The sequence below is a fragment of the Rhodococcus sp. NPDC057529 genome, assembly GCF_042802055.1.
In the GTDB taxonomy this organism is placed as follows: Bacteria; Actinomycetota; Actinomycetes; order Mycobacteriales; family Mycobacteriaceae; genus Rhodococcus_F.
The window spans coordinates 640,864-663,765 of sequence record NZ_JBHVEY010000001.1; the positions used below are offsets into that span (position 1 = coordinate 640,864).

20 protein-coding genes are annotated in these 22,902 nt (G+C 69.1%); 12 read left to right on the forward strand and 8 right to left on the reverse strand.

Annotation, left to right across the window (positions count from 1 at the left end; genetic code table 11):
* Positions 1–107 precede the first annotated feature (107 nt).
* The 6 genes from purL (at position 108) to purM (ending at position 8,227) form a co-directional block, all read left to right on the forward strand.
* Complete coding sequence (gene purL, locus ACFU5V_RS02930; protein ID WP_378696680.1) at positions 108–2,429, forward strand: phosphoribosylformylglycinamidine synthase subunit PurL; 2,322 nt, start codon at positions 108–110, stop codon at positions 2,427–2,429.
* 3 nt (positions 2,430–2,432) lie between these two features.
* A complete protein-coding gene (locus ACFU5V_RS02935; protein ID WP_378433549.1) occupies positions 2,433–4,202 on the forward strand; it encodes an alpha/beta hydrolase in 1,770 nt (589 codons plus the stop codon).
* Positions 4,199–4,843 (forward strand): CPBP family intramembrane glutamic endopeptidase, encoded by a 645-nt coding sequence (locus ACFU5V_RS02940; protein WP_378696682.1) that lies wholly within the window; start codon positions 4,199–4,201, stop codon positions 4,841–4,843. The genes ACFU5V_RS02935 and ACFU5V_RS02940 overlap by 4 nt, the downstream gene beginning before the upstream one ends.
* A gap of 4 nt (positions 4,844–4,847) precedes the next feature.
* Positions 4,848–5,234, forward strand: coding sequence for a sterol carrier family protein (locus ACFU5V_RS02945; protein ID WP_378433551.1), 387 nt, complete (start codon positions 4,848–4,850; stop codon positions 5,232–5,234).
* Between the two features lie 209 nt (positions 5,235–5,443).
* Positions 5,444–7,027 (forward strand): amidophosphoribosyltransferase, encoded by a 1,584-nt coding sequence (purF, locus tag ACFU5V_RS02950; RefSeq protein ID WP_378433552.1) that lies wholly within the window; start codon positions 5,444–5,446, stop codon positions 7,025–7,027.
* Between the two features lie 120 nt (positions 7,028–7,147).
* Positions 7,148–8,227: a phosphoribosylformylglycinamidine cyclo-ligase gene (gene purM / locus ACFU5V_RS02955; RefSeq protein WP_005244377.1), complete on the forward strand. Its 1,080-nt coding sequence runs from the start codon at positions 7,148–7,150 to the stop codon at positions 8,225–8,227.
* Positions 8,228–8,339: 112 nt separating this feature from the next.
* On the opposite strand, the gene ACFU5V_RS02960 is transcribed toward purM, so the two are convergent.
* The 4 genes from ACFU5V_RS02960 to ACFU5V_RS02975 form a co-directional block, all read right to left on the reverse strand.
* Positions 8,340–8,540: a DUF3073 domain-containing protein gene (locus tag ACFU5V_RS02960; RefSeq protein WP_005244376.1), complete on the reverse strand. Its 201-nt coding sequence runs from the start codon at positions 8,538–8,540 to the stop codon at positions 8,340–8,342.
* A gap of 181 nt (positions 8,541–8,721) precedes the next feature.
* Entirely contained in the window at positions 8,722–9,675 is a 954-nt protein-coding gene (locus tag ACFU5V_RS02965) for an asparaginase (protein ID WP_378433553.1), read from the reverse strand.
* Positions 9,672–10,340 (reverse strand): MOSC domain-containing protein, encoded by a 669-nt coding sequence (locus tag ACFU5V_RS02970; protein WP_378433554.1) that lies wholly within the window; start codon positions 10,338–10,340, stop codon positions 9,672–9,674. Before ACFU5V_RS02970 ends, ACFU5V_RS02965 begins: the two co-directional genes overlap by 4 nt.
* Complete coding sequence (locus tag ACFU5V_RS02975; protein WP_378433555.1) at positions 10,337–11,458, reverse strand: YgfZ/GcvT domain-containing protein; 1,122 nt, start codon at positions 11,456–11,458, stop codon at positions 10,337–10,339. The genes ACFU5V_RS02970 and ACFU5V_RS02975 overlap by 4 nt, the downstream gene beginning before the upstream one ends.
* A gap of 62 nt (positions 11,459–11,520) precedes the next feature.
* Here ACFU5V_RS02975 and ACFU5V_RS02980 point away from each other — a divergent pair, with 62 nt between their 5' ends.
* From ACFU5V_RS02980 to cydC, 5 genes are all read left to right on the forward strand, one after another.
* Positions 11,521–12,393, forward strand: a complete 873-nt coding sequence (locus ACFU5V_RS02980) for an aminodeoxychorismate lyase (RefSeq protein WP_378433556.1) — start codon at positions 11,521–11,523, stop codon at positions 12,391–12,393.
* Positions 12,394–12,526: 133 nt separating this feature from the next.
* The gene (locus ACFU5V_RS02985) at positions 12,527–14,023 is read left to right on the forward strand and encodes a cytochrome ubiquinol oxidase subunit I (protein ID WP_378433557.1); all 1,497 of its coding nucleotides are present in this window, start codon (positions 12,527–12,529) and stop codon (positions 14,021–14,023) included.
* Between the two features lie 11 nt (positions 14,024–14,034).
* The gene (cydB, locus tag ACFU5V_RS02990; RefSeq protein ID WP_378433558.1) at positions 14,035–15,072 is read left to right on the forward strand and encodes a cytochrome d ubiquinol oxidase subunit II; all 1,038 of its coding nucleotides are present in this window, start codon (positions 14,035–14,037) and stop codon (positions 15,070–15,072) included.
* Positions 15,069–16,757 carry a thiol reductant ABC exporter subunit CydD gene (gene cydD, locus ACFU5V_RS02995; RefSeq protein WP_378433559.1) on the forward strand — a complete coding sequence of 563 codons (1,689 nt, stop codon included), beginning with the start codon at positions 15,069–15,071 and terminating at the stop codon, positions 16,755–16,757. Before cydB ends, cydD begins: the two co-directional genes overlap by 4 nt.
* Positions 16,747–18,426, forward strand: coding sequence for a thiol reductant ABC exporter subunit CydC (gene cydC, locus ACFU5V_RS03000; protein WP_378696685.1), 1,680 nt, complete (start codon positions 16,747–16,749; stop codon positions 18,424–18,426). The genes cydD and cydC overlap by 11 nt, the downstream gene beginning before the upstream one ends.
* A gap of 242 nt (positions 18,427–18,668) precedes the next feature.
* Here cydC and ACFU5V_RS03005 read toward each other — a convergent pair whose 3' ends face one another.
* On the reverse strand, positions 18,669–19,334 hold the full coding sequence (locus tag ACFU5V_RS03005) for a type IV toxin-antitoxin system AbiEi family antitoxin domain-containing protein (protein ID WP_378696687.1): 666 nt from the start codon (positions 19,332–19,334) through the stop codon (positions 18,669–18,671).
* 98 nt (positions 19,335–19,432) lie between these two features.
* Complete coding sequence (locus tag ACFU5V_RS03010; protein WP_378433562.1) at positions 19,433–20,155, reverse strand: FABP family protein; 723 nt, start codon at positions 20,153–20,155, stop codon at positions 19,433–19,435.
* Positions 20,156–20,397: 242 nt separating this feature from the next.
* On the opposite strand from ACFU5V_RS03010, the gene ACFU5V_RS03015 reads away from it, so the two are divergent.
* Positions 20,398–21,669 carry a cutinase family protein gene (locus ACFU5V_RS03015; RefSeq protein WP_378696689.1) on the forward strand — a complete coding sequence of 424 codons (1,272 nt, stop codon included), beginning with the start codon at positions 20,398–20,400 and terminating at the stop codon, positions 21,667–21,669.
* Positions 21,670–21,740: 71 nt separating this feature from the next.
* Here the strand turns inward: ACFU5V_RS03015 and ACFU5V_RS03020 are convergent, their stop codons facing one another.
* Together ACFU5V_RS03020 and ACFU5V_RS03025 are read right to left on the reverse strand one after the other, a co-directional pair.
* Complete coding sequence (locus ACFU5V_RS03020) at positions 21,741–22,046, reverse strand: DUF1416 domain-containing protein (protein ID WP_072943045.1); 306 nt, start codon at positions 22,044–22,046, stop codon at positions 21,741–21,743.
* Positions 22,047–22,049: 3 nt separating this feature from the next.
* On the reverse strand, positions 22,050–22,886 hold the full coding sequence (locus ACFU5V_RS03025; RefSeq protein ID WP_087557690.1) for a sulfurtransferase: 837 nt from the start codon (positions 22,884–22,886) through the stop codon (positions 22,050–22,052).
* Between the last annotated feature and the right edge of the window lie 16 nt (positions 22,887–22,902).

Sequence of the window (22,902 nt, forward strand, 5' to 3'; positions counted from 1 at the left end):
GGAGCCGCCGGATAGACTGACGTACGGCTCGTCGCCACCCGGCTTGCGCCGACCGTGACTCCCGGCTTGCCTCTCTTGACTCCCGTAGGGAAGGGACCCCACCTCCAGTGTCAGCACACCCGGTCGATACCGTCACCGCCGCCACCGCGACCCCCGACGTCGCACAGCCTTTCAAGGAGCTGGGTCTCAAGGACGACGAGTACGCCCGCATCAAGGAGATCCTGGGCCGGCGCCCCACCGAGGCCGAGCTCGCGATGTACTCGGTGATGTGGAGTGAGCACTGCTCCTACAAGTCGTCGAAGGTGCACCTGAGGTACTTCGGTGAGACCACGACCGACGAGATGCGGTCGTCGATGCTCGCGGGTATCGGCGAGAACGCCGGCGTCGTCGACATCGGCGACGGCTGGGCGGTCACGTTCAAGGTGGAGAGCCACAACCACCCCTCCTACGTGGAGCCCTACCAGGGCGCGGCCACCGGCGTCGGCGGCATCGTCCGCGACATCATGGCCATGGGCGCCCGTCCCATCGCGGTGATGGACCAGCTGCGTTTCGGTGCGGCGGACGCCCCCGACACCCGGCGCGTCGTCGACGGTGTGGTGCGCGGTGTCGGCGGCTACGGCAACTCGCTGGGTCTGCCCAACATCGGCGGCGAGACCGTGTTCGACGAGTCGTACGCCGGTAACCCGCTGGTCAACGCGCTGTGTGCCGGGACGATGCGGGTCGAGGACCTGCACCTGGCGTTCGCGTCCGGCGCCGGCAACAAGATCATCCTGTTCGGTGCGCGGACCGGCCTCGACGGCATCGGCGGCGTGTCCGTGCTGGCGTCGGAGACGTTCGACGGCGACGAAAGTGGGGACGAACACGAAGCCGAAGGCGGAGCTGGAGCATCGAAAAGCCGGAAGAAGCTGCCTGCGGTGCAGGTGGGTGACCCGTTCACCGAGAAGGTGCTCATCGAGTGCTGTCTCGAGCTTTATGCCGCGAAGCTGGTGGTCGGTATCCAGGACCTCGGCGGGGCCGGGCTGTCCTGCGCCACGTCGGAGCTGGCCGCGGCCGGCGACGGCGGCATGCACATCAACCTCGAGCAGGTCCCGATGCGAGCCACCGGCATGACCGCCGCCGAGGTGCTCTCCAGCGAGTCGCAGGAACGCATGTGCGCGGTCGTCACCCCGGAGAACGTGGACGCGTTCATGGAGGTCTGCAAGAAGTGGGACGTCCTGGCCACCGTCATCGGTGAGGTCACCGACGGCGAGCGGCTGACCATCTCCTGGCACGGCGAGACCGTCGTCGACGTGCCGCCGCGCACCGTCGCCCATGAGGGCCCGGTGTACGAGCGCCCCGTGCAGCGTCCCGCGAGCCAGGACGCGCTGGTCGCGAACACCACCGCCGGCCTGACGCGCCCGGAGTCCGCCGAGGAGCTGAAGGCGACGCTGCTGAAGATGCTCGCGTCCCCGGCGCTGTGCAGCCGCAAGTGGATCACCGAGCAGTACGACCGGTACGTGCGCGGCAACACCGTCCTGGCCGAGAACGCCGACTCCGGGGTGATCCGGGTCGACGAGAAAACGGGCCGCGGCATCGCGCTCGCCACCGACGCGTCCGGCCGCTATACCGCGCTCGACCCGTACGCCGGTGCGCAGCTGGCGCTCGCGGAGGCGTTCCGCAACGTCGCCGTCACCGGCGCCACTCCCAAGGCCGTCAGCAACTGCCTGAACTTCGGGTCCCCGGAGGACCCGGGCGTGATGTGGCAGTTCCAGCAGGCGGTCCGCGGTCTGGCGGACGGCTGCGCGACGCTCGGCATCCCGGTCACCGGCGGCAACGTCAGCTTCTACAACCAGACCGGGTCGACCGCGATCCTGCCGACCCCGGTGGTGGCGGTGCTCGGTGTCATCGACGACGTGCACCGGCGCATCCCGACCGGTCTCGGGCTGGAACCGGGCGAGACGCTGATCCTGCTCGGCGAGACCCGCGACGAGTTCGACGGGTCCATCTGGTCGCAGGTCGAGCACGGCCACCTCGGCGGCGTCCCGCCGAAGGTCGACCTCGCCCGGGAGCAGTTGCTGGCCGACATCCTGCTGGCGGCGTCACGCGACGGTCTGGTGTCGGCGGCGCACGACCTGTCCGAGGGGGGTCTGGCGCAGGCCGTCGTCGAGGCCGCGCTGGCCGGGGAGACGGGCTGCCGGATCCTGCTTCCCGAGGACGCGGATCCGTTCGTGACGCTGTTCTCGGAGTCGTCGGGCCGGGTGCTGGTCGCGGTTCCGCGTACCGAGGAAACTCGCTTTACCGGTATGTGCACGGCCCGTAATCTGCCGTGGGTGCGTATCGGTGTGGTGGACGAGGGGTCCGATTCCGTCGAGGTCCAGGGCCAGTTCTCGGTCTCGCTGGCCGAGCTGCGTACGACGTTCGAGGGAACTCTGCCGGCATTGTTCGGGTGATGAATGGTCGAATCGGGGGCATTGGAGAGGGTTGACAGGGGGCCGCGGGAACTCTCGCGGCTAGTCGATCCTGCACTCCTCCACGGTCCCCGGCTCGACCGGACCTGGCGTTTCCTTCGCCTCGACTTCACCGGTATCGCGTTCGCGACGCTGTTCTTCTGCTGGTCGCTGACGCCGTCGCTGCTGCCCCGCGACTGGTTGTTCCAGGGGCTGATCGGCGGCATCAACGCCGCGATCGGGTATGCGGTGGGTACCGCGATCGGCTGGCTGGCCCGCCGCTACGTCCTGAAGAACCGGTCGTGGTGGCCGCTGCCGGAACCGTGGTCGACCGGCCTGCGCGTGCTCGTGACGGTGACGTGCGTGGTCGTCAGCCTCGTGATGCTCGCGTACTCCGCGGCGTGGCAGCGGGAACTCGCCGCGCTGATGGGGGCGGAGGGCACCACCACCACCGGCTACATCCGCACGGGCGGTCTGAGCCTGCTCGTGGGTGCGGCGGTCATCTCGGTGTGGCGACTGGCCCGCGAACTGGTGCGGTGGATCGCGGGACGACTCATCCGGCGATGGCACCTCGCGATCCCGACGGCCACCACCGTCGGCATCCTCATCGTGACGGTGCTGTTCTTCCTGCTCGTCGACGGTGTCCTGATGCGCGGCGTCTACGCCGCGACGAATGCGGCGTTCAGTCTGCAGAATTCGACGACCCGCGACGGTGTCGAACAGCCGCTCGATCCGGAGAAGTCGGGCAGCCCGGAGTCGCTGGCGCCCTGGGACACCCTCGGCTACGAGGGCCGGAACTTCGTGTCCCGCGGCCTCGACGCCGACGAACTCACGGCGGCCAACGGCACCCCGGCGAAGGATCCGATCCGGGTCTACGCCGGACTCGAGACCGCCGAGGACCCCGACGAACGCATGGACATCGTCATCGACGAACTCGAGCGGACCGGCGCGTTCGCCCGCAAGGTCCTCGTCGTCATCCCCACCACCGGCACGGGCTGGGTCAATCCCACTGCGGCGCAGGCGATCGAGTTGGTCCACAACGGCGACACAGCATTGGTGGCGAGCCAGTACTCGTTCCTGCCGAGCTGGATCTCGTTCCTCGCAGACCGGGAGAAGGCCGCCGAGGCGGGAAAGATGCTGATCGACCGGGTGCACGAACGGTGGTTGCAGGAACCCGAGGAAACCCGCCCCAAGCTGCTCGTCTACGGCGAAAGTCTCGGCACCCAGGCCGGCGAGGGCGCCTTCGACACGCTGAGCGACATCCGGCAGACCGTCGACGGCGTGCTGTGGGTCGGGCCGCCCAACTCGAACCGGCTGTGGGGTCAGCTGGTTCAGCGCCGCGACCCCGGCACTCCCGAGGTCGACCCCGAGTACGCGGCGGGTCTGGTGGTGCGGTTCGCCGACGACTCCGCCGACATGGTCGAAGACCCGGGGGAGTGGTTGTCGCCGCGCATCCTGTACGTCCAGCACCCGTCCGATCCCGTCGTGTGGTGGTCGCCCGACCTCGCGTTCACCCGCCCCGACTGGTTGAAGGAACCGCCGGGCGACGATCGTTCGCCGTCGATGAAATGGTTTCCGTTCGTGACGTTCTGGCAGGTGTCCGCCGACCTCACGAATGCCGCCGGCGTGCCGGACGGGCACGGCCACAATTACGGGACCCTCGTCCTCGACGGCTGGATCACCGTCGCGCAGCCCGAGGGGTGGACGCCCGCCGACACCGAACGCGTCCGGTCCACCCTCGAATCCCTCGCCGGGACGGAGGGTCCGGAGAAGTGACGAGGCTCGCCTCCGTGGCCGGTGCGGCGGCGGCCGTGCTGTGGAACAACGTGGTGCTGCCCGGTTCGGGGCTCGGCCCGTACGGGCGGGCCGTCGCGGGCGGCGTACTCGGGCTGTCGGTGGTGGGCGCCGCCAGGGCGGCGGGGTACGGCGTCGACGAACTCGGGCTGTCCGCGCCGGCGGTGCGGACCGGGCTGCGGTACGGCGCGGTGGCGTCGGTGATCCCGCTCGGCGGATACGCGATCGCGCTGAGCGTGCCCGCCGCGCGCAGGCGGATTCCGACCGGCGACCGCGCCACCGATGTCGCCGGCTGGGTGGGGTTCCGGATCCCCGTGGGGACCGTCGCGCACGAGGAACTGCTGTTCCGCAGCGTCCTGTCCGCGATGCTGCGCCGGGGCTGGACACCCACCATCGCGTACGCCCTGCACGCCGTGGCGTTCGGGCTGTGGCACGTGCGCGCGGCCCGGATCGCCGGTGACCCGATCGGCGCGAGCGTGCTGCTCACCGGTTCCACCGCGTGGCTGTTCGAGTGGTTGCGCCGGCGCAGCGGCAGCGTCGTAGCCCCTGCACTGCTGCATCTTTCGGTCAACGTCGGCGGGGTGGTGGTCGCCGAGGCCGCGCGGGACCGCGCAGTAGATTGAGCGTATGCCGTCGCGTCGAGCCGTAGATCCCGCCGAACTGAGGGCCGCCGTACTCGACGTCGGACCGTGGTTGCGCGGCGACACCGAGGAGAAGCCGTCCCGCACCCGGCTGGCCGCGGCGGTCCGGCTCAGCGCACGGACGCTCGAGCAGGTGGCCCCCGGTTCGAGCGTGGAGGTCCGGGTTCCCCCGTTCGTCGCGGTCCAGTGCATCGAGGGTCCCCGGCACACCCGCGGCACCCCGCCCAACGTCGTGGAGACGGATCCGCGGACGTGGCTGCTGCTGGTGACGGGACTATTGGATTTCGACGGCGCGACGTCCGGCGGCGAGGTGTCGGTGTCGGGGAGCCGTGCCGGGGAGATCGCCCACTGGCTGCCGTTGCTGCGCGTGTAGTCACCCCGGCCACCGCGCACCAGCCGTTGCGGGCTTCCCTCCGCGCTGGGGCGTCCCGATCACGCCGCGGCTGCCGGACCGAAACTGGTCCATTTTCGGCCGGTGATCCGGGAGTCGGACCGGTTCGATCGGCACCGTGGGCGAAGCTGCGGCGCGGGGCACGTAGACTGACCTTGCCCCTCACACGCCCATCCCCAGGGAGCACCCCGGTGACCAGAGCCGATCTGTCGGTCCACAGTCCTAATCTTCTCTCTTCGAACCCGTCCGACGAGGACGAGAACGAGCCCCGCGAAGAATGCGGAGTCTTCGGCGTCTGGGCGCCGGGAGAGGATGTGGCGAAACTCACCTACTACGGGCTTTATGCCCTGCAGCACCGTGGTCAGGAAGCGGCGGGCATCGCCGTCGCCGACGGTTCGCAGGTGCTGGTCTTCAAGGACCTCGGGTTGGTCAGCCAGGTGTTCGACGAGCAGACCCTGGCAGCGATGCCGGGCCACGTCGCCGTCGGTCACTGTCGCTACTCCACCACGGGCTCGACCACGTGGGAGAACGCGCAGCCGATCTTCCGCACCACCGCGGCGGGCAGCGGCATCGCCCTCGGCCACAACGGCAACCTCGTCAACACGGCGGAACTGGCGCAGCGCGCCCGTGCGGCGGGCCTCGTCAACGACAAGCGCCCCGGCGGCGCCACGTCCGACTCGGACGTCGTCGGCGCCCTCCTCGCGCACGCCGCCGCGGACAGCACCATCGAGCAGGCGGCCATGACGCTGCTGCCGACGCTGCGCGGCGCGTTCTGCCTCACGTTCATGGACGAGCACACGCTCTACGCGGCGCGTGACCCGCACGGCATCCGCCCCCTGTGCCTCGGACGACTGGACCGCGGCTGGGTGGTGGCCAGCGAGACGGCCGCACTCGACATCGTCGGCGCGTCGTTCGTCCGCGACATCGAACCCGGCGAACTCCTCGCCATCGACGCCGACGGCGTCCGCTCCTCCCGCTTCGCGAACCCCGAGCCCAAGGGCTGCGTGTTCGAGTACGTGTACCTGGCGCGTCCGGACAGCGTCATCGGCGGACGTTCGGTGCACTCGACCCGCGTCGAGATCGGTCGTCGCCTCGCCACCGAGCACCCCGCCGAGGGCGACCTCGTCATCCCGGTCCCCGAATCGGGCACTCCCGCCGCGGTCGGGTACGCGCAGGGGTCGGGCATTCCGTACGGCCAGGGTCTGATGAAGAACGCCTACGTGGGCCGCACCTTCATCCAGCCCTCGCAGACGATCCGCCAGCTCGGTATCCGCCTCAAACTCAACCCGCTGAAGGAAGTCATCCGCGGCAAGCGCCTCGTGGTGGTGGACGATTCGATCGTCCGCGGCAACACCCAGCGCGCGCTCATCCGGATGCTCCGCGAGGCAGGCGCCCTGGAGATCCACGTCCGGATCGCGTCGCCGCCGGTCAAGTGGCCCTGCTTCTACGGCATCGACTTCGCCTCCCCGGCCGAGTTGATCGCCAACGGTGCGGGCGGTAGCGGCGAGCCCGGCAGCTTCGACGAGATGCTCGAAGGGGTGCGCCGCTCCATCGGCGCCGACACCCTCGGCTACATCTCCATCGACGGCATGATCGCGGCCACCGAACAGCCGGCGTCACGACTGTGCGCGGCCTGCTTCGACGGCACGTACCCCATCGCGCTCCCCACGGAGACGTCGATCGGAAAGAACGTTCTCGAAGGAATGCTCGAGAGCGCGGCAGGCGGTCCCGCGACGCGGGAGAACGACAACGCGAACGCCCTCAGTCGGCCGTAGGCCGGTACATCGGGAGCCGGCCGGAGAACGTACTCCGGTACCGTAAGGACGCAATCACAGCACTCGATTGCCCGACCGACACGATTTTGACGAGCAACAGAAGGCTGGAGTAACAACCACATGACCGAGGATCCGACAAGTCGCCCTGGCGCGTCCTACGCCGCCGCAGGAGTGGACATCGCCGCAGGCGATCGGGCGGTGGAACTCTTCGCTCCCTTGGCCAAGCGCGCCAGCCGTCCCGAGGTTCTCGGTGGTCTCGGTGGATTCGCGGGACTGTTCTCGCTCAAGGGTGACTACAAGGAGCCGCTGCTCGCGGCGTCCACGGACGGTGTGGGCACCAAGCTCGCCGTCGCCCAGGCACTCGACAAGCACGACACCGTGGGCCTCGACCTGGTCGCGATGGTCGTCGACGACCTCGTCGTCTGCGGCGCCGAGCCGCTGTTCCTGCAGGACTACATCGCCGTCGGGCGGGTCGTCCCGGAGCGGGTCGCCGAACTCGTCAGCGGCATCGCCGAAGGCTGCATCCAGGCCGGGTGCGCGCTGCTCGGTGGCGAGACGGCCGAGCACCCCGGCGTGATGGCGGACGGCGACTACGACCTGTCCGCGACCGGTGTCGGCGTGGTCGAGGCCGATCAGGTGCTGGGCCCCGACCGGGTCCGTCCCGGCGACGTCGTGATCGCGATGGGTTCGTCCGGTCTGCATTCCAACGGTTACTCGCTGGCCCGCAAGGTGCTGCTCGAGATCGATCACATGAGCCTGACGGCGCACGTCGACGAGTTCGGCCGCACCCTGGGTGAGGAGATGCTCGAGCCCACGAAGATCTACGCCAAGGACTGCCTGGCGCTGGCCGCCGAGACCGACGTGCGCACGTTCTGCCACGTCACCGGTGGTGGACTGGCCAACAACCTCGCGCGGGTCATGCCGAAGGGCCTGGTTGCCGAACTCGACCGCGGCACGTGGAGCCCCGCTCCGATCTTCGCGATGATCGCGCAGCGCGGACGCGTTGAGCGGGCCGAGATGGAGCAGACGTTCAACATGGGCGTCGGCATGGTCGCGATCGTGGCGCCCGAGGACGTCGATCGTGCACTGGCCGTCCTGACGGCGCGGCACATCGACTGCTGGACGCTGGGCAGCATCAAGAAGTCGCACGACGTGTCCGCCGAGCGCGCGATTCTCGCCGGCGATCACCCGAGGTTCTGAGGGTCGGACGCCGTCGGTCGGAACGGGGCGAGCTAGTGGCCCCGACCGGCTGAAGATGTGGAAATGAGGGGGAGCCGGTATCGGCTCCCCCTCATTTCTGTGTCTTCAGATCTCAGCGCCGCCAGTCGTCGTCGTCCTCCCGGGAGTGACCCTCCCTGTCGGCACGCTGGTCAGCGAAGACCTCGTCCCGATGCGAGTTGGACGACCCACCTGAGAGCTCTCGTTGCAGGCTGTCAAAATCCGTGGTCGGTACGCTGTACTTCAGCTCGCGTGCAACCTTGGTCTGCTTTGCCTTAGCCCGGCCGCGGCCCATGGCTGACCCCCTCGCGCTTTCGCGGGGCGGCCTGGGGAATTTGGCGGCCCCGTTTGAGTGTGTAAGTTCCTGCCCCACACTCTAGCGTGGAAAAGTCCCTCGCGCTTCCATCCACACCCCGAACAGGTGTCTGTTTAGTCTCATCGAGGTCGCGAGCTGCCCCGATGCCGGTATTTCGACTTCAGAACACTCCCGGAATTGCCCGGACCGTCCCCACCCGGACGCCGCCGCCGAGCACGGGCTGCGATGCGAGGGCCGCCAGATCCTCGGTCCATTCGGCGCCCATCCGGTGGAGAAGTGCTGCGGCGAGGGGCAACCGGGCCCGTTCGTGACCGTCGTCGATCTTCAGCGCGAACGCCGAGCCGTCGGGGAGAGCGCCCGCGTAGACCCCGTCGGCGCCGGCCTTCGTCATCAGCCCGGGTACGACCGGCATCAGGCGCGCGTCGTCCTTTCCGGTACCCGAGACGAGATAGGGGTGCTCGCGGACGGCGTCGGCGACGGCGAGTTCGGGGGATCCGGGTTCGGCGGTGACGAGCCGCGCGAACGCCCGCGCCAGGTGCGTCAGCGACAGCGGGACGATCGGCAGCCCGCATCCGTCGATGCCGAGTTCGGCGTCGACGTCGCCGCTGATCGAGCCGAGTGTCTCGACCACCGCGAGTTGCAGGGGATGCGTCGGCTCCAGGTAGCTGTCCAGGGGCCAGTCGGCGGTCAGGCAGGTGGCCAGCATCGCCGCGTGCTTGCCGGAGCAATTCATGTACACGGGGCGGGGGAGTTCTCCGGCGGCCAGCAGTTCGGCCCGGGCGAGCTCGTTGGAGGGTAGATCCGCGGGGCACCGGAGCTGATCCTCGTCGAGGCCGTACCGGGCGAGCAGCCGCTCGACGAGTTCGATGTGGTCCGACTCGCCCTCGTGGGATGCGGTCGCGATCGCGAGTTCTTCGGAACTGGTCGGTTCGAAGCCGTTCCTCAGCATCGTCACGGCCTGCCACGGCTTGTTCGACGACCGCGGGTAGATCGGCGTGTGCACCTCGCCGAGGGCGAGCGCGATCTCGCCGTCCGCGCTCAGAATCACCGCCGAACCGCGGTGGACGCACTCACGGAATCCGGAACGGACGACCTCGACCAGTTCGATGCTCAATACGTGACCTGCACTTCCAGTCCGGCGATCCGTCGGCGGGCCTTGTCCGCGACGGTCGGAGCGAGGTTCTCCTGCTGTTCGAGTAGAGCCACGAATTGTTCCGGGTCGCGGCCGGTGAACAGATCGCGGACGGTGACGCCGTGCCCGGGCACGTGGATGCGGTGGACGGCGTCGCCTGCGGTGATCGACCCCTCGGTCACCACCCGCAGGTAGGCGCCCGTGTCGCCGCGTTCGGAGAACCGCTTGACCCACCGCGGCTCGGCGGCCCACACGCCGAACGTGCCGCACGGTGTTCGCGGGCCGGACACCTCCAGTTCGGTGGAGCCGATCCGCCAGCGCTCGCCGATCACGGCGTCGCTCGCGGCGATGCCGTCCAGGCGGAGGTTCTCGCCGAACCATCCCGGGGGCAGTTCCCGGCCGAGTTCCGTCGCCCAGCGCTGTGCCTCGTCCTCCTGGTACGCGTAGACGGCCTTGAACGGCCCGCCGTGGTATTCGGTGTCGCAGACACGGTCGCCGGCCAGTCCGGCGGTCGTGACGGACACCGGGCCGTCGACGGGTCGCTTGTCGATCGCCGTGCGGGTCACCCGCCGGGTGCCGCTGTCGCGTTCGGTGTGCAGCACGCAGACGGCCAGCACCTCGCCGGCCGCCGCGGTCGTCCCGCTCACCGGCCGCGGAGCCGGTCGACGGCGGCGCGGCCCGCCTGGACCGCGTCGTCGACGGGTACGGAGTCGGGGTCGATGGACGCCGCGCACGGGCCGGTCACCAATTCGGTGTCGGTGGGGACGGACCGTTTGACGAGGGCCAGCGCGATGGGGCCGAGTTCGTGGTGGTCGATCACCGTGCCGATCCGTCCGACCGCGCGGCCGCCCGCCGTCACCGGGTCACCCGGTTCCGGCCTGCCCTCGGCGCTGCCGTCGAGGTGCAGCAGGACCAGGTGCCGCGGCGGTTTGCCGAGGTTGTGGACGCGGGCGACGGTCTCCTGACCGCGGTAGCAGCCCTTCTCGAGGTGGACGGCGCCGTGCTCGGCGGGACCGCCGATCCAGCGGACCTCGTGCGGGATGGTGCGGTCGTCGGTGTCGAGCCCGATCCGGGGACGCACGGCAGCCACCCGGAGTGCCTCGAACGCCCACGTTCCGGCGGGGGCGGCGCCGGCGGAGGTGAGCCGGCCCCACCACGTCGCGAGGCCTTCCCGCGGGACCAGCAGGTCGAAGGAGTCGGCGGTCGGCCACGGCATGCGGCGGACGAAACCGCCGCCGGCCACTGCGGCCGCGGCATACGGCTCGGCGGGCACGGCGACCCCGGCGGCGTCGAGGACGGCCGTGGCGTCGGGGCCGATCACACTGAGGACGGCGAGTTCGTTGCCGTCGCGGGGCTCGGCCTTGGACCAGAACACCATTTTGGTGAGGAACGAGAGAAGGTCGGGTCCGCGGTCGGCTTCGGTGTCGATCCAGGTGACGCCGTCGAGGTCGGTCTGGACGAAGTGGTGTTCGACGCGGCCGTTGACGTCGAGGCTGAGGTTCTCGGCGCTCGAGCCGTCGGCGAGCGCGGCGACGTGCTGGCTGGAGATGGTGTGCAGCCAGGTGAGTCGTTCGGGTCCGCTGATCGCGATGACGAACCGGTGGGAGCGGTCGACGACCACCGCGGAACGCTCGGCGCTGCGTTGTTCGCCGAGCGGATCGCCGTGGTGCCAGGCGACGCCGGCGTCGGGGGAGCCTTCGGGCGCGGGGACCGCACCAGGGGCCGTGACGAGTGGACTGGGTGAGACGGGCAGTTTGTCGACCACGAACCCAGTCTAGGGACCATGGACCTCGGGTGGCGGTCAGCAGGGTCGATAGGCTGGGTCTCATGTCTGATCGAGTGCTGGTGACACTGGACCACGAGGTGCGCGACGCGGATGCCCCGCTGCTGCACGCGGACGATCTGGCGGTGGTGCGCGGTGACGGTGTCTTCGAGACGCTGTTGGTGCGCGGCGGTCGTGCACTGAAGGTGGAGCCGCACCTCACTCGACTGGTCGCGTCGGCGCGGGCCCTCGGCCTGCCGGTGCAGGACCTGGACGACTGGCGGTTGGCGTTGGAGTTGGCGGTCGAGGAGTGGGGGTCCGAGCGGGAGGGCGCGATGCGCCTCGTGCTCAGCCGCGGCCGGGAGTCCGGCGGCGACGCGACCGCCTTCGTCACCGTCGGGCCGGTCTCCGACCGGATCCTGGCCGCGCGGCGCGACGGAGTGTCGGTACTCACACTGGCCCGGGGCTATTCGGTGGATCTGTCGGCGAGCGCGCCGTGGCAGCTGCTCGGGGCGAAGACCTTGTCGTATGCCACGAACATGGCCGCCCTGCGGTACGCGGCCACGTTCGGGGCCGACGATGTGATCTTCGTCAGTAGTGAGGGCAACGTGTTGGAAGGGCCACGTTCCACGGTGGTCATCGCCCGCGAGAAGACGCTCCTGACGCCGCCGCCGGAGCACGGAATTCTGCCGGGCACCACCCAGCAGGCCCTCTACGAGGTGGCGTCCGGCAAGGGGTTCCGCTGCGAGTACGCGGCGCTGCGTCCGGCGGATCTCATTACGGCGGAAGGTGTTTGGCTCATCTCCAGCATCACCATGGCTGCCCGGGTGCGCAAGATCGACGGCCTCGCGCTGCCGGACGCGCCCCTCGCCGACGAGATCGTGGAGCTGGTCGACCTCGCGGTCGAGACGTCGGGAGCCGAGTCCGCGGAGGCTTGACAGGTCTACTACATTTCGTAGTAGCAAAGTCCTGCGGGGGAAACGACCCCGCAGTACGTTGTTTTCAAGGGTCGGGCGGAAGCCCACGCTCCGGCCCTGAAGCCTGTCCTACGGGCCCAGTTTCGGAGTAGCCATGGATGCCTTGGACGTCTCCCGGTGGCAGTTCGGCATAACCACCGTCTATCACTTCATCCTCGTTCCGCTGACGATCGGGCTCGCCCCGCTCATCGCCGTCATGCAGACGATGTGGGTGGTCACCGGTAAAACCCACTGGTATCGACTCACCAAGTTCTTCGGGAAGCTCTTCCTGATCAACTTCGCGCTCGGCGTCGCCACCGGCATCGTGCAGGAATTCCAGTTCGGGATGAACTGGAGCGAGTACTCGCGATTCGTCGGCGACGTGTTCGGCGCCCCCCTCGCCCTCGAAGGCCTGGTCGCGTTCTTCCTCGAGTCGACGTTCCTCGGACTCTGGATCTTCGGTTGGGGCAGGCTGCCCAAACTCGTCCACCTCGCCACCATCTGGCTCGTCGCGATCGGTGTGAACGCGTCCGCGTTCTTCATCATCGCCGCCAACTCGTTCATGCAGCACCCGGTCGGAGCGATCTACAACCCCGAGACCGGGCGCGCAGAGCTCACGAGCATCTGGGCGCTGCTCACCAACAACACCGCCCTCGCGGCCTTCCCGCACGTCGTGTCCGGGGCATTCCTCACCGCGGGCACGTTCGTGGCCGGCGTCGGCGGCTGGTGGATGGTGCGCAGCATGCGCAGGGCGAAGGACGCCACCGAACCGGAGGTGGCGAAGAAGCACGAGGAGACCGCGAGGACGATGTTCCGTCCGGTCACGATCCTCGCGCTGTGGGTGATGGTCGCCTCCGGCGTCGGACTCGCGATCACCGGAGACATCCAGGGCAAGCTGATGTTCGAACAGCAGCCCATGAAGATGGCGTCGGCCGAATCGCTGTGCCACACCGAAACCGGTGCCGATTTCTCCATCCTCACCGTCGGCACCCAGAACAACTGCGAGAGCATCACCCAGCTCATCAAGATTCCCGGACTCACCTCGTTCCTGGCCGACGGAACGTTCGACTCCACCGTCGAGGGCGTCACCGAGATCCAGGCCCGCTACGAGGAGCTGTACGGACCCGGCAACTACAAGCCCAACCTGTTCGTCACCTACTGGACGTTCCGCGCGATGATCGGCTGGGCTGCCGGGTCGGCCCTGCTCGCCGTCGTCGGCCTGTGGATGACCCGCGGCGGTCGCGTCCCGGACAAGAAATGGTTCGGCTGGTTGTCGATCGCGGTCATCCCGACGCCGTTCCTCGGCAACAGCGCGGGCTGGGTGTTCACCGAGATGGGCCGCCAGCCGTGGGTCGTGGCACCCAACCCGACCGGTGTCGACATGATCAGACTGACTGTCGACCAAGGTGTCTCGCATCATTCGGCATGGACCGTGTGGGTGTCGCTCATCACGTTCACCGTGGTCTACGGTGCCCTGGCCGTCGTGTGGTTCACGCTGATCCGCCGCTACACGGTGGAGGGACCGCTCGAACACGACGCGCATCCACCGGGTGACGGCCACGACGAGCCCGAAGAACCGGGCAAGCCCGAGCAACTCTCGTTCGCGTACTAGGGGAGACGGTCATGGGACTTCAAGAAGTGTGGTTCATCCTGATCGCGGTGCTCTTCATCGGGTACTTCGTCCTCGAGGGATTCGATTTCGGCGTCGGCATGCTCATGCCAGTGCTGGGCAGGCGCAAGGACCCGGACGGGGACACGCGGCGGCGGGTGGTGCTCAACACGATCGGCCCCGTGTGGGACGGCAACGAGGTGTGGCTCATCACCGGCGGCGGAGCCCTGTTCGCGGCGTTCCCCGAGTGGTACGCCACCCTGTTCTCCGGCTTCTACCTGCCGCTGCTGATCATCCTCGTCGCCCTCATCGTCCGGATCTGCGCCATCGAGTACCGCGGCAAGATCGACGACGACACCTGGCGCCGGCGCTGCGACTGGGGCATCGTCTTCGGGTCCTGGGTGCCCGCGGTGCTGTGGGGCGTCGCGTTCGCGAACATCGTGCGAGGCGTCGACATCGACGCCGACAAGCAGGTCACCTCCGGCCTCTTCGACCTGCTCAATCCGTATGCGCTGCTGGGCGGTCTGACGACCGCGCTCGTGTTCGCGCTGCACGGCGCGGTGTTCCTCGCCCTGAAGACGGCCGACGAAGTGCGCACGGACGCCGTCGAACTGGCGTCCCGGCTGGCGATCCCCGCCGTTCCGGTGGCAGGCGCGTTCGTGCTGTGGACACAGTTGGCGTACGGCACGGGCTGGACGTGGGTCCTCGTGGTGGCCGCGGCCGCCGCCCTCCTCGGGGTCGTCGCGTTGACCCGCGTCGAACGTGAGGGGTGGGCGTTCGCGCTCACGTCGATCGCCGTCATCGGCACCGTGGCCCTGCTGTTCGGTTCGCTGTTCCCCGACGTCATGCCGTCCACACTGGACGCCGCGTACAGCCTGACGATCGAGAACGCGTCGTCGAGCCCGTACACGCTGAAGGTGATGACGTGGGCCGCCGCCTTCCTCACCCCGGTGGTGCTGATCTACCAGGGCTGGACGTACTGGGTGTTCCGTCAACGGATCTCGACCAAGCACATCCCGCCGTCGATCGGTCTCCCGCTCGAGCGCAGATGAGCACAGCGGTCGGCGACGCACCCCGCCCCGCCGGGGAGCGTGGTTCCCGGCGCCCCGTCGATCCCCGCCTGTGGCGGTACTCGGCGGCGGCCCGCGGGTATCTCGTCCTCACGGTCGGCCTGTCGATCGTCAACGTCGCGATGGTCATCGTGTCGGCGATCGTGATCGGCCGGGTGCTCGGTGGCGTCATCGTCGACGACGCCACCGACCTCGGGCGGTGGTCCACCGAACTGACGGTCCTCGCGGCCGCGGTGGGGATCCGGGTCCTCGGCACCTGGACGCAGTCCCGGTTCGCGCACCGGTCCGCGTCGCGGGTCGTGGCGGAACTGAAGGGCGAGGTGCTCGGTGTCGCGACCCGGATGCGGCCGCGCGCACTCGACCCGCGGCGCGACGAGATCGCGACCGTCCTCACCCGCGGCATCGACGGACTCGTGCCGTACCTCACCGGGTATCTCCCCGCCCTGGTCCTCGCGGGCACACTCACGCCGGCGACGTTGGCGGTCATCGCATTCCAGGATCTGACATCGGCGGCCATCATCGTCGTCACGCTGCCGCTCATCCCGGTCTTCATGATCCTCATCGGCCTGCTCACCAGGGGCAAGGCCGTCAAGACGCTGACCGCGATGACCACGCTGTCCTCGCAACTGCTCGACCTGCTGGCCGGCCTGCCCACGCTCCGCGCCCTCGGCCGCGAGCAGGGCCCGGCGACGCGGGTGCGCGAACTCGGCGACGCACACCGCCGCACCACGATGTCGGCGCTGCGGGTGGCGTTCCTCTCCTCGATGGTGCTGGAACTGCTCGCCACCCTCTGCGTCGCGCTCGTTGCCGTGAGCATCGGGCTCCGGCTGGTCTACGGGGGCATGGAACTCGAAGCCGGGATCGTGGCACTGATCCTCGCCCCCGAGGTGTACCTCCCGCTGCGGATGGTCGGAACCCAGTTCCACGCCGCCGAGGACGGAATGGCCGCCGCGAGCAGGGCCTTCGCGGTCATCGATGCCGATCGTCCCGACCCGGCCGACGGTGCGGTCGTGGTGGACGCCACCGGGGCGCGCCTCGAGTTCGACGACGTGGACGTCGCGTCGCGCCGCGGCCTGGCGCCGCACGGACTGTCCGGGACCGTCGAACCCGGCGCGGTGACCGTGCTGACCGGACCCAACGGGTCCGGGAAATCGACTGCGGTGCACGCGCTCCTCGGCCTCGTCGAACCCGCGGGCGGACAGGTGCGGGTCGCGGGCGTCCCCGTGAGTTCGCTCGACCGGTCCGCGTGGTGGTCGCAGGTGGCGTGGCTGCCGCAGCACCCCGTCCTCGTTCCCGGCACCCTCGACGAGAACCTCCGGCTCATCGGCGACGTCGTCGACCTCGAACAGGCCTGCGCGGCCACGGGTTTCGACGAGGTCCTCGCCGAACTCCCCGACGGCTGGAACACGAGTGTCGGTTCCGGGGGAACGGGACTGTCGCTCGGACAGCGGCAACGGCTCGCACTGACCCGGGTGCTGGCCACCCGGCGTCCGGTCCTGGTGCTCGACGAGCCCACCGCACACCTCGACGACGCGTCGGAGCGGACCGTGCTCGATTCCCTCCGCAGCCTGGCCGTCGCCGGCCGGACGGTCGTGATGGTGGGGCATCGCCCGGCCGTGCTCGCCGCCGCCGACCGGGTGATCGAGGTGAGTGCCGATGTCGCGTGACCCGCTGCTCCGGGCGCTGCCGCTCCTCGACCTGCAACCGGGACGGGTCGCACGGGCCGTCGCCGCCGGAGTCGCGACCCTGGGCAGTGCCCTCGCGCTGGCGGCGCTGTCGGCCTGGTTGATCACGAGGGCATGGCAGATGCCGCCCGTCCTCGACCTCAGCGTGGCCGTCGTGGCGGTGCGGGCTCTGGGCATCTCCCGCGGCGTCTTCCGCTACCTCGAGCGGCTGGCCACCCACGACACGGCCCTGCGCGGCACCACGTCCGCCCGCACCCGGCTGTACCAGCGGCTCGCCGACGGAGACCCCGCGGCCGCGGCCGGACTGCGCCGCGGCGAACTCCTCGCGCGCACCGGTGCCGACGTCGACACCCTCGGGGACGTCGTGGTCCGCGCCCTCGTCCCGATCGCCGTGGCCGTCGTCCTGGCCGTGGCCGCCGTCGGTATCCTCGCGGTGATCTCGCCGGCCGCGGCGCTCGTGCTCGCGGTCGCGCTCGCGGTGTCGGGGGTCGCGGCGCCCTGGTTGTCCGCGCGGGCCGCCCGCCTCGCCGAGACGTCGGGGGCGCAGGCGCGCGCCCGGTTCAGCGAGGACGCCGTCACCGCCCTCGATCACGCCGCGGAACTGCGCGTGGCAGGCCGCCTCGACCGCGCCGTGTCGCGGGCCGTCGACGCGGAGCACGCCGCGGTCTCGGCCACCGACCGCGCCGCCGCACCCAGCGCGTTCGCGGACGCCGCCACACCGCTGGCCGTGGGGGTGAGCGTCATCGCGTCCCTGATCATCGGCATGGACCTGTACTCGTCGGGGACCATGAGCCCGATGGGGATGGGCATCCTCGTGCTCCTGCCGCTGTCGTCCTTCGAAGCCACCGCGGCACTGCCCGCCGCAGCGGTCGCGCTCACGCGGGCCCGCATCGCGTCCCGCCGCATCCTCGCCGTGCTCGACGCCGCCGTCGCGGATCCGCACCCCGGAGACCGGGACCTCGACGGACCGGCAGACATGGTCGCGAAGGACCTGCGGTGCGGCTGGCCCGGCGGGCAGGTCACCGCCCCACTCGACGTCGACCTCCGCCCGGGTGCCCGGGTCGCGCTCGTCGGGAGCAGCGGGTCGGGGAAGACGACCACCCTGATGACGCTGGCCGGGTTGCTCCCGCCCGGCTCGGGAACGGTCCGGGTCGACGGCATCGACCTCCACCAGATCAGGTCCGAGTCGCTCCGCCGGAACGTCGGATTCTTCGCGGAGGACGCACACCTCTTCGACACGTCCGTGCTCGAGAACCTGCGGGTGGCACGCGGCGACCTGGACGACGCGGAGGCGGTGACCGTCCTGGAGTCCGTCGGGCTCGGGGACTGGGTGGCGGGGCTGCCGGAGGGCGTGCACACGACCCTCGCCGGCGGTGCCCGGGCGGTGTCCGGCGGGCAGCGTCGCCGACTGCTCCTCGCCAGGGCGCTGCTGTCGCCCGCTCGGGTGCTGCTGCTGGACGAACCGACCGAACACCTCGACGCCGACGCGGGCGCCGACCTGCTGCGGAGATTGCTCGCACGCGACGGCGGACTGGTCTCCGCGCAGCGCACCGTCGTGGTCGTCACCCACCAGCTTCCGCAGGATACCAGCGCTGACCTGGTGATACGGGTGGAGAAAGCCGAGAGCGAAAATGCGTTGCCGACTCCGTGAGTGGGGCGTACGTTCTTGAGTACACGAGGAAGGAGGTGGTCTGAAATTGAATGACAGACGGACACGTGAGGTGGCTGCCAGCTAGCCGCTACCGCTGACGGAATTCACTGACCGCGCGAGCGGCGAGCGAATCCCAGGCAGCTACCCGGCCCCCGAGCCCCCGGTCTGGTCCAGATCGGACCCGGTGCACCAGCACCGGAAGGCTCGGGGGCCGTTGTGCGCTTCGCGCCCGTGAGTACTTCTTAACCGCCGGCGGTTAACAAGTACTCACGGCATCGCGGGCACGGGTTCGACCCACTCCAGCCACCCCGCTCGAGCACCGTCCGCACCTGCGCCGCGACCTCACACGAGCGTCGCGTCACCTCCTCCCAGCCGTAGACCAGCGTGGCCTTGCCCGCCAGTTCCGCCGCATTGCCGCGACGCCGGTCGCGTAAGGCCACCGACCTCAGGTCGCCCTCGCGGGGAACCAGGCGGTCGGATCGCCGTCCGACCTTGCGATACGTCGGCCCCTGGTGCTCCGCGGACAATCCGTAGGGCACGGTGACGTGGATCGGACCCTCGGGATCGATGCGCACCAGCGCCCACTCCTCGGCCGCGGTCCGGTGGCTGAGAATCGCGCGGGGACCACCGAACAGCAGCGCCGCCCACAGCATCATCGGCCGATCGAGGGGTCCGTTGGTGACGGCGTAGACGCCGTGCAGAACCGCCGACCACTGGCCCGACTCCACCATGTGCTGGATCTGCCGGGTCGTGATGCCCAGCCCACGCAGTTGCCGGGCCGTGACGAGGCCGTGCTGGTGGTCGAGGACACGTTGGAACTCGGGTTTGAAGTCGATCGTCGCAGGTGTCATGGACGCGACGGTGCGGAACCCGGCCGACAGGAAAAGCCCCAGAAGGCCCGATTTCAACTGGCCTGTGGATGAATGGCAGGTTGTGGATAACCCGAGCCGTGAGTACTTGTTAACGGCCCGTGGTTAATAAGTACTCACGGGCGGCGGAGCCGCAGTCAGCCAACGTAGCGGGACAGCCGCGCGGAGAGATGGGGGCGCAGCTCACCGTCGGCGATGATGCGTTCCTCGACGTACGCGAGGTCGCCGCCCTCGACGATGCCGTAGAGACGCTTGGCGCCGCCGACGAGAACACCGGAGGTGCTGCGGATCACGACGTCGGTCGCGAGTTCCCACGACGATTGCGTGAGGGCGCGCCCGTAGAAGAGTTCGACGATGCCGGAGCTGTGGGTGAGAAGGAGTTCGACGACTTCCTCGTTGGTGCTGCCGGGGATGCCGTCTCCGCTGATCCGCCAGAAGCCGGTCTCGTGGAGGTCGGGGCGCACGTACTCGCCGTCGGCGTCGAGAACCCAGGTCTGCGATTCCCACTTGAGGTAGTTGCCCCCGTTGTGGGAGACGATGATCTGCTGCCCGAAGGGGTAGTCGCCGGTGTCGGGGTCGTGGCCTTCCCCTTCACCGCGCCAGACACCCACGAGCGGCAGGACCGCGAGAAGTTCGTTGTTCAGATCCGGGCCGAGGCGCAGATTCGCGGTGTCCTCGGGCAGCGGAAGGTCCGGAAGCTGCGGGATGTTCCGCGACGCCGTCGTCTTGGAACGCTCGATGGCGTCCGCGACGGCTGCGTCACCGCTACCACGACGCACGGTGGGGGAGTCCCCAGCGGGCTCGCTGATAGTCGGGTGCTCGGAAGGCGGATCTGCGCCTGCGTCCGGGGTTTGACTCACGACTCGTCGGTGACCAGGCGGTAGATCGTGTAGAGCGAGAACCACGTGATCAACACGGCGGCAAGGACAAGAAGTACCTCGAAGAAGATAACCACGGTGACATCCTAAACCGAACCCGTCGAACGGTCGAAACGGGAGGCGGCTTACCGTCTCTGCGGCTACGGTTTCTCGAAGGCGACCACCCGGTCGGTTCCGGATATCCTCATGCCGTCGTCTCGTCTCCCGCTCCTCCCGGAGGTCTCATGCGTCGATCCAGCCCCGCCCTCCCCGGCCTGGCGCGAGCCGCGGTCACGGCGACGGTTCTGCTGCTCACCGTGTCCGCGTTCGGCGCTCCCGGCCTGGCCGTCGCGGCCCCGGACTCCGGCAGTGCAGGGTCGGGAAGCGCCGGTTCGGGGAAAGACGACACCGACCGTGTCGATCCGAACAACTACGCCGCCGACTGCCCCGACGTCATGATCGTCGCGGTGTCCGGTGCTACCGACTCGACGGCGGACCGCAACCCTCTGGCTGACGAGAACCGTCAGCTGTGGTCGAACTGGGTGGGCAACGTGACGGTGCCGGCCGGCGAGGCGAACGCGGACGAGCCGGGGACGGTGGGGTGGATGTACGTGCCCTACCCGTCCACGTACGGTCTCGGTCTGCTGCAACCTGTTCCGACATACCAGGATTCGATGGCTGCCGGTGTGGCGTCGACGAACAGGATCCTCGACGAGAGCAAGGCGAAGTGCGGCGACGGCACCGAGTACGTGCTGCTCGGTTACAGCGTCGGCGCGGAGGTCGTCGAACGGGTGTCGCGCGAACTCGGACACCGGGACAGCAATTCTCTGGTTACCGCCGACGACATCGCCGGTGTCGCGCTGGTCGGCGACCCGTACCGCCCGGCGGGCACCCCGTCGCTGGGCGAACCGGGCCCTGCCGGAGGCGGATTCATGTCTTCCGAGCCGGCCGACTACGGCGCCCTCGACGGCAAGATCATCTACGCGTGCCGCCCCTACGACATCGCGTGCGACGCGCCGCAGGAGATCGCCGTCCTCGAGTTGGCGCTCGGTGTGCTGGGGCAGCTGCACTTCACCCTGCTGAACCCGGGCCAGACCGTCTCCGACTTCGCGAACGCGGTGACGAACATGGCGGCGCGGTCGATCGTGCACATCGTCACCCACGACGACTGGTTCGCCTCCGACGAGTCCTTCCTCGACGTCCTGCGCACGGTGGCCGACCGGACCTACGACCCCGACGGACCGGACCGGAACACGCAGGTGTCGCAGGAGCAGATGGTCGAGGCGCTGAACTGGGCGATGGGCCCCGGTTCCGACGTCGTGAAGGCGAAGCTCGCAAAAGAGGGCCCCGGGTTCGTCGAGGACAACCGGGACGTCTTCGAACTCGTGATCAAGCCGTACATCTTCCTCGGCTTCATTCAGCACCTGTTCTACTGGAACAACAACCCGAACGACCCCTGGTACTGGGAGAGCGAGAAGATCGTCGACTGGATCACCGCGCTCGCGCAGAAGCAGTAGGCGGCGGAGCCGCACGAAGAAGGCCCCGCTCCGAATGCCGGAGCGGGGCCTTCCTGCGTTGGTGCCGAGTCTTACTCGCCGACCGTGACGTCGACGTTGTGCACGCCTGCGCTCGTCGGGCTCACCGTGGCGGTGCCGTTGCCGGAGCTGGACAGTGCACGCACGGTCCAGTCGCCGGGAGCGGCGAAGAAGCGGAAGTCTCCGGTGCCCGAGGCGACGACCTCGGCGGTGAACTCTCCGCCGCCGTCGAGGAGACGCACGAACGCTCCACCGATCGGCTGGCCGTCAGCGGCGAGAACGCGGCCGGTGATGACCGTTTCCTTCTCGACGTCGACGCCCGCGGGCAGGGTCTGGGTCTGTACAGGTGCTCCACACATGGCTCAGTGAACCTCCAACTCGATGGGTGCGCCGACGAGTGAGCCGTATTCGACCCAGCTGCCGTCGTAGTTCTTGACATCGGACTTGCCGAGGATTTCCTTGAGCACGAACCAGGTGTGGCTGGAGCGCTCGCCGATTCGGCAGTACGCGATGGTGGGCTTCGACTCGTCGTAGCCCTTCTCCGAGTACAGCTTCTCCAGGTCGTCGTCCGACTTGAAGGTGCCGTCCTCGTTCGCGGTGGTGCTCCACGGGATGTTGATGGCCGTGGGGACGTGTCCACGCTGCTGCGCCTGCTCCTGCGGCAGGTGCGCGGGGGCGAGGATCTTGCCGGAGAACTCGTCGGGCGAACGCACGTCGACGAGGTTCTTGTTGCCGATGGCGTCGATGACCTCGTCGCGGAAGGCGCGGATCGTCAGGTCGGGTGCGTCGGCCTTGTACTGCGTGGCCGGGCGGGACACGGTCTCCTTGGAGAGGGGGCGTCCGTCGAGCTCCCACTTCTTGCGGCCGCCGTCGATCAGCTTGACGTCCTGGTGGCCGTACAGCTTGAAGTACCAGTACGCGTATGCCGCGAACCAGTTGTTGTTGCCACCGTAGAGAACGATGGTGTCGTCGTTGGCGACACCCTTGGCCGACAGGAGGTCGGAGAATTGCTGCTGGTTCAGGAAGTCACGACGGACCCCGTCCTGCAGGTCCTTCCGCCAGTCGAGGCGGATGGCGCCTTCGATGTGGCCGCCGTCGTATGCGCTGGTGTCCTCATCCACCTCGACGAAAACGGTCTTGGGGGCGTTGAGGTTCTGCTCAGCCCAGTCGGCGGAGACTAGGACATCGGAGCGAGCCATGGTGTTCCTTTCGATG

Excerpts from the sequence above, each read along its gene's own strand:
- ACFU5V_RS03015 (WP_378696689.1), top strand. The coding sequence starts at position 20,398 with ATGCGTCGATCCAGCCCCGCCCTCCCCGGCCTGGCGCGAGCCGCGGTC.
- ACFU5V_RS02945 (WP_378433551.1), top strand. The coding sequence starts at position 4,848 with ATGCCGTCGCGTCGAGCCGTAGATCCCGCCGAACTGAGGGCCGCCGTA.
- cydD (WP_378433559.1), top strand. The coding sequence starts at position 15,069 with ATGAGCACAGCGGTCGGCGACGCACCCCGCCCCGCCGGGGAGCGTGGT.
- ACFU5V_RS02935 (WP_378433549.1), top strand. The coding sequence starts at position 2,433 with ATGGTCGAATCGGGGGCATTGGAGAGGGTTGACAGGGGGCCGCGGGAA.
- ACFU5V_RS02985 (WP_378433557.1), top strand. The coding sequence starts at position 12,527 with ATGGATGCCTTGGACGTCTCCCGGTGGCAGTTCGGCATAACCACCGTC.
- ACFU5V_RS02960 (WP_005244376.1), bottom strand. The coding sequence starts at position 8,540 with ATGGGCCGCGGCCGGGCTAAGGCAAAGCAGACCAAGGTTGCACGCGAG.
- cydB (WP_378433558.1), top strand. The coding sequence starts at position 14,035 with ATGGGACTTCAAGAAGTGTGGTTCATCCTGATCGCGGTGCTCTTCATC.
- cydC (WP_378696685.1), top strand. The coding sequence starts at position 16,747 with ATGTCGCGTGACCCGCTGCTCCGGGCGCTGCCGCTCCTCGACCTGCAA.
- ACFU5V_RS02980 (WP_378433556.1), top strand. The coding sequence starts at position 11,521 with ATGTCTGATCGAGTGCTGGTGACACTGGACCACGAGGTGCGCGACGCG.
- ACFU5V_RS03025 (WP_087557690.1), bottom strand. The coding sequence starts at position 22,886 with ATGGCTCGCTCCGATGTCCTAGTCTCCGCCGACTGGGCTGAGCAGAAC.
- ACFU5V_RS03020 (WP_072943045.1), bottom strand. The coding sequence starts at position 22,046 with ATGTGTGGAGCACCTGTACAGACCCAGACCCTGCCCGCGGGCGTCGAC.
- purM (WP_005244377.1), top strand. The coding sequence starts at position 7,148 with ATGACCGAGGATCCGACAAGTCGCCCTGGCGCGTCCTACGCCGCCGCA.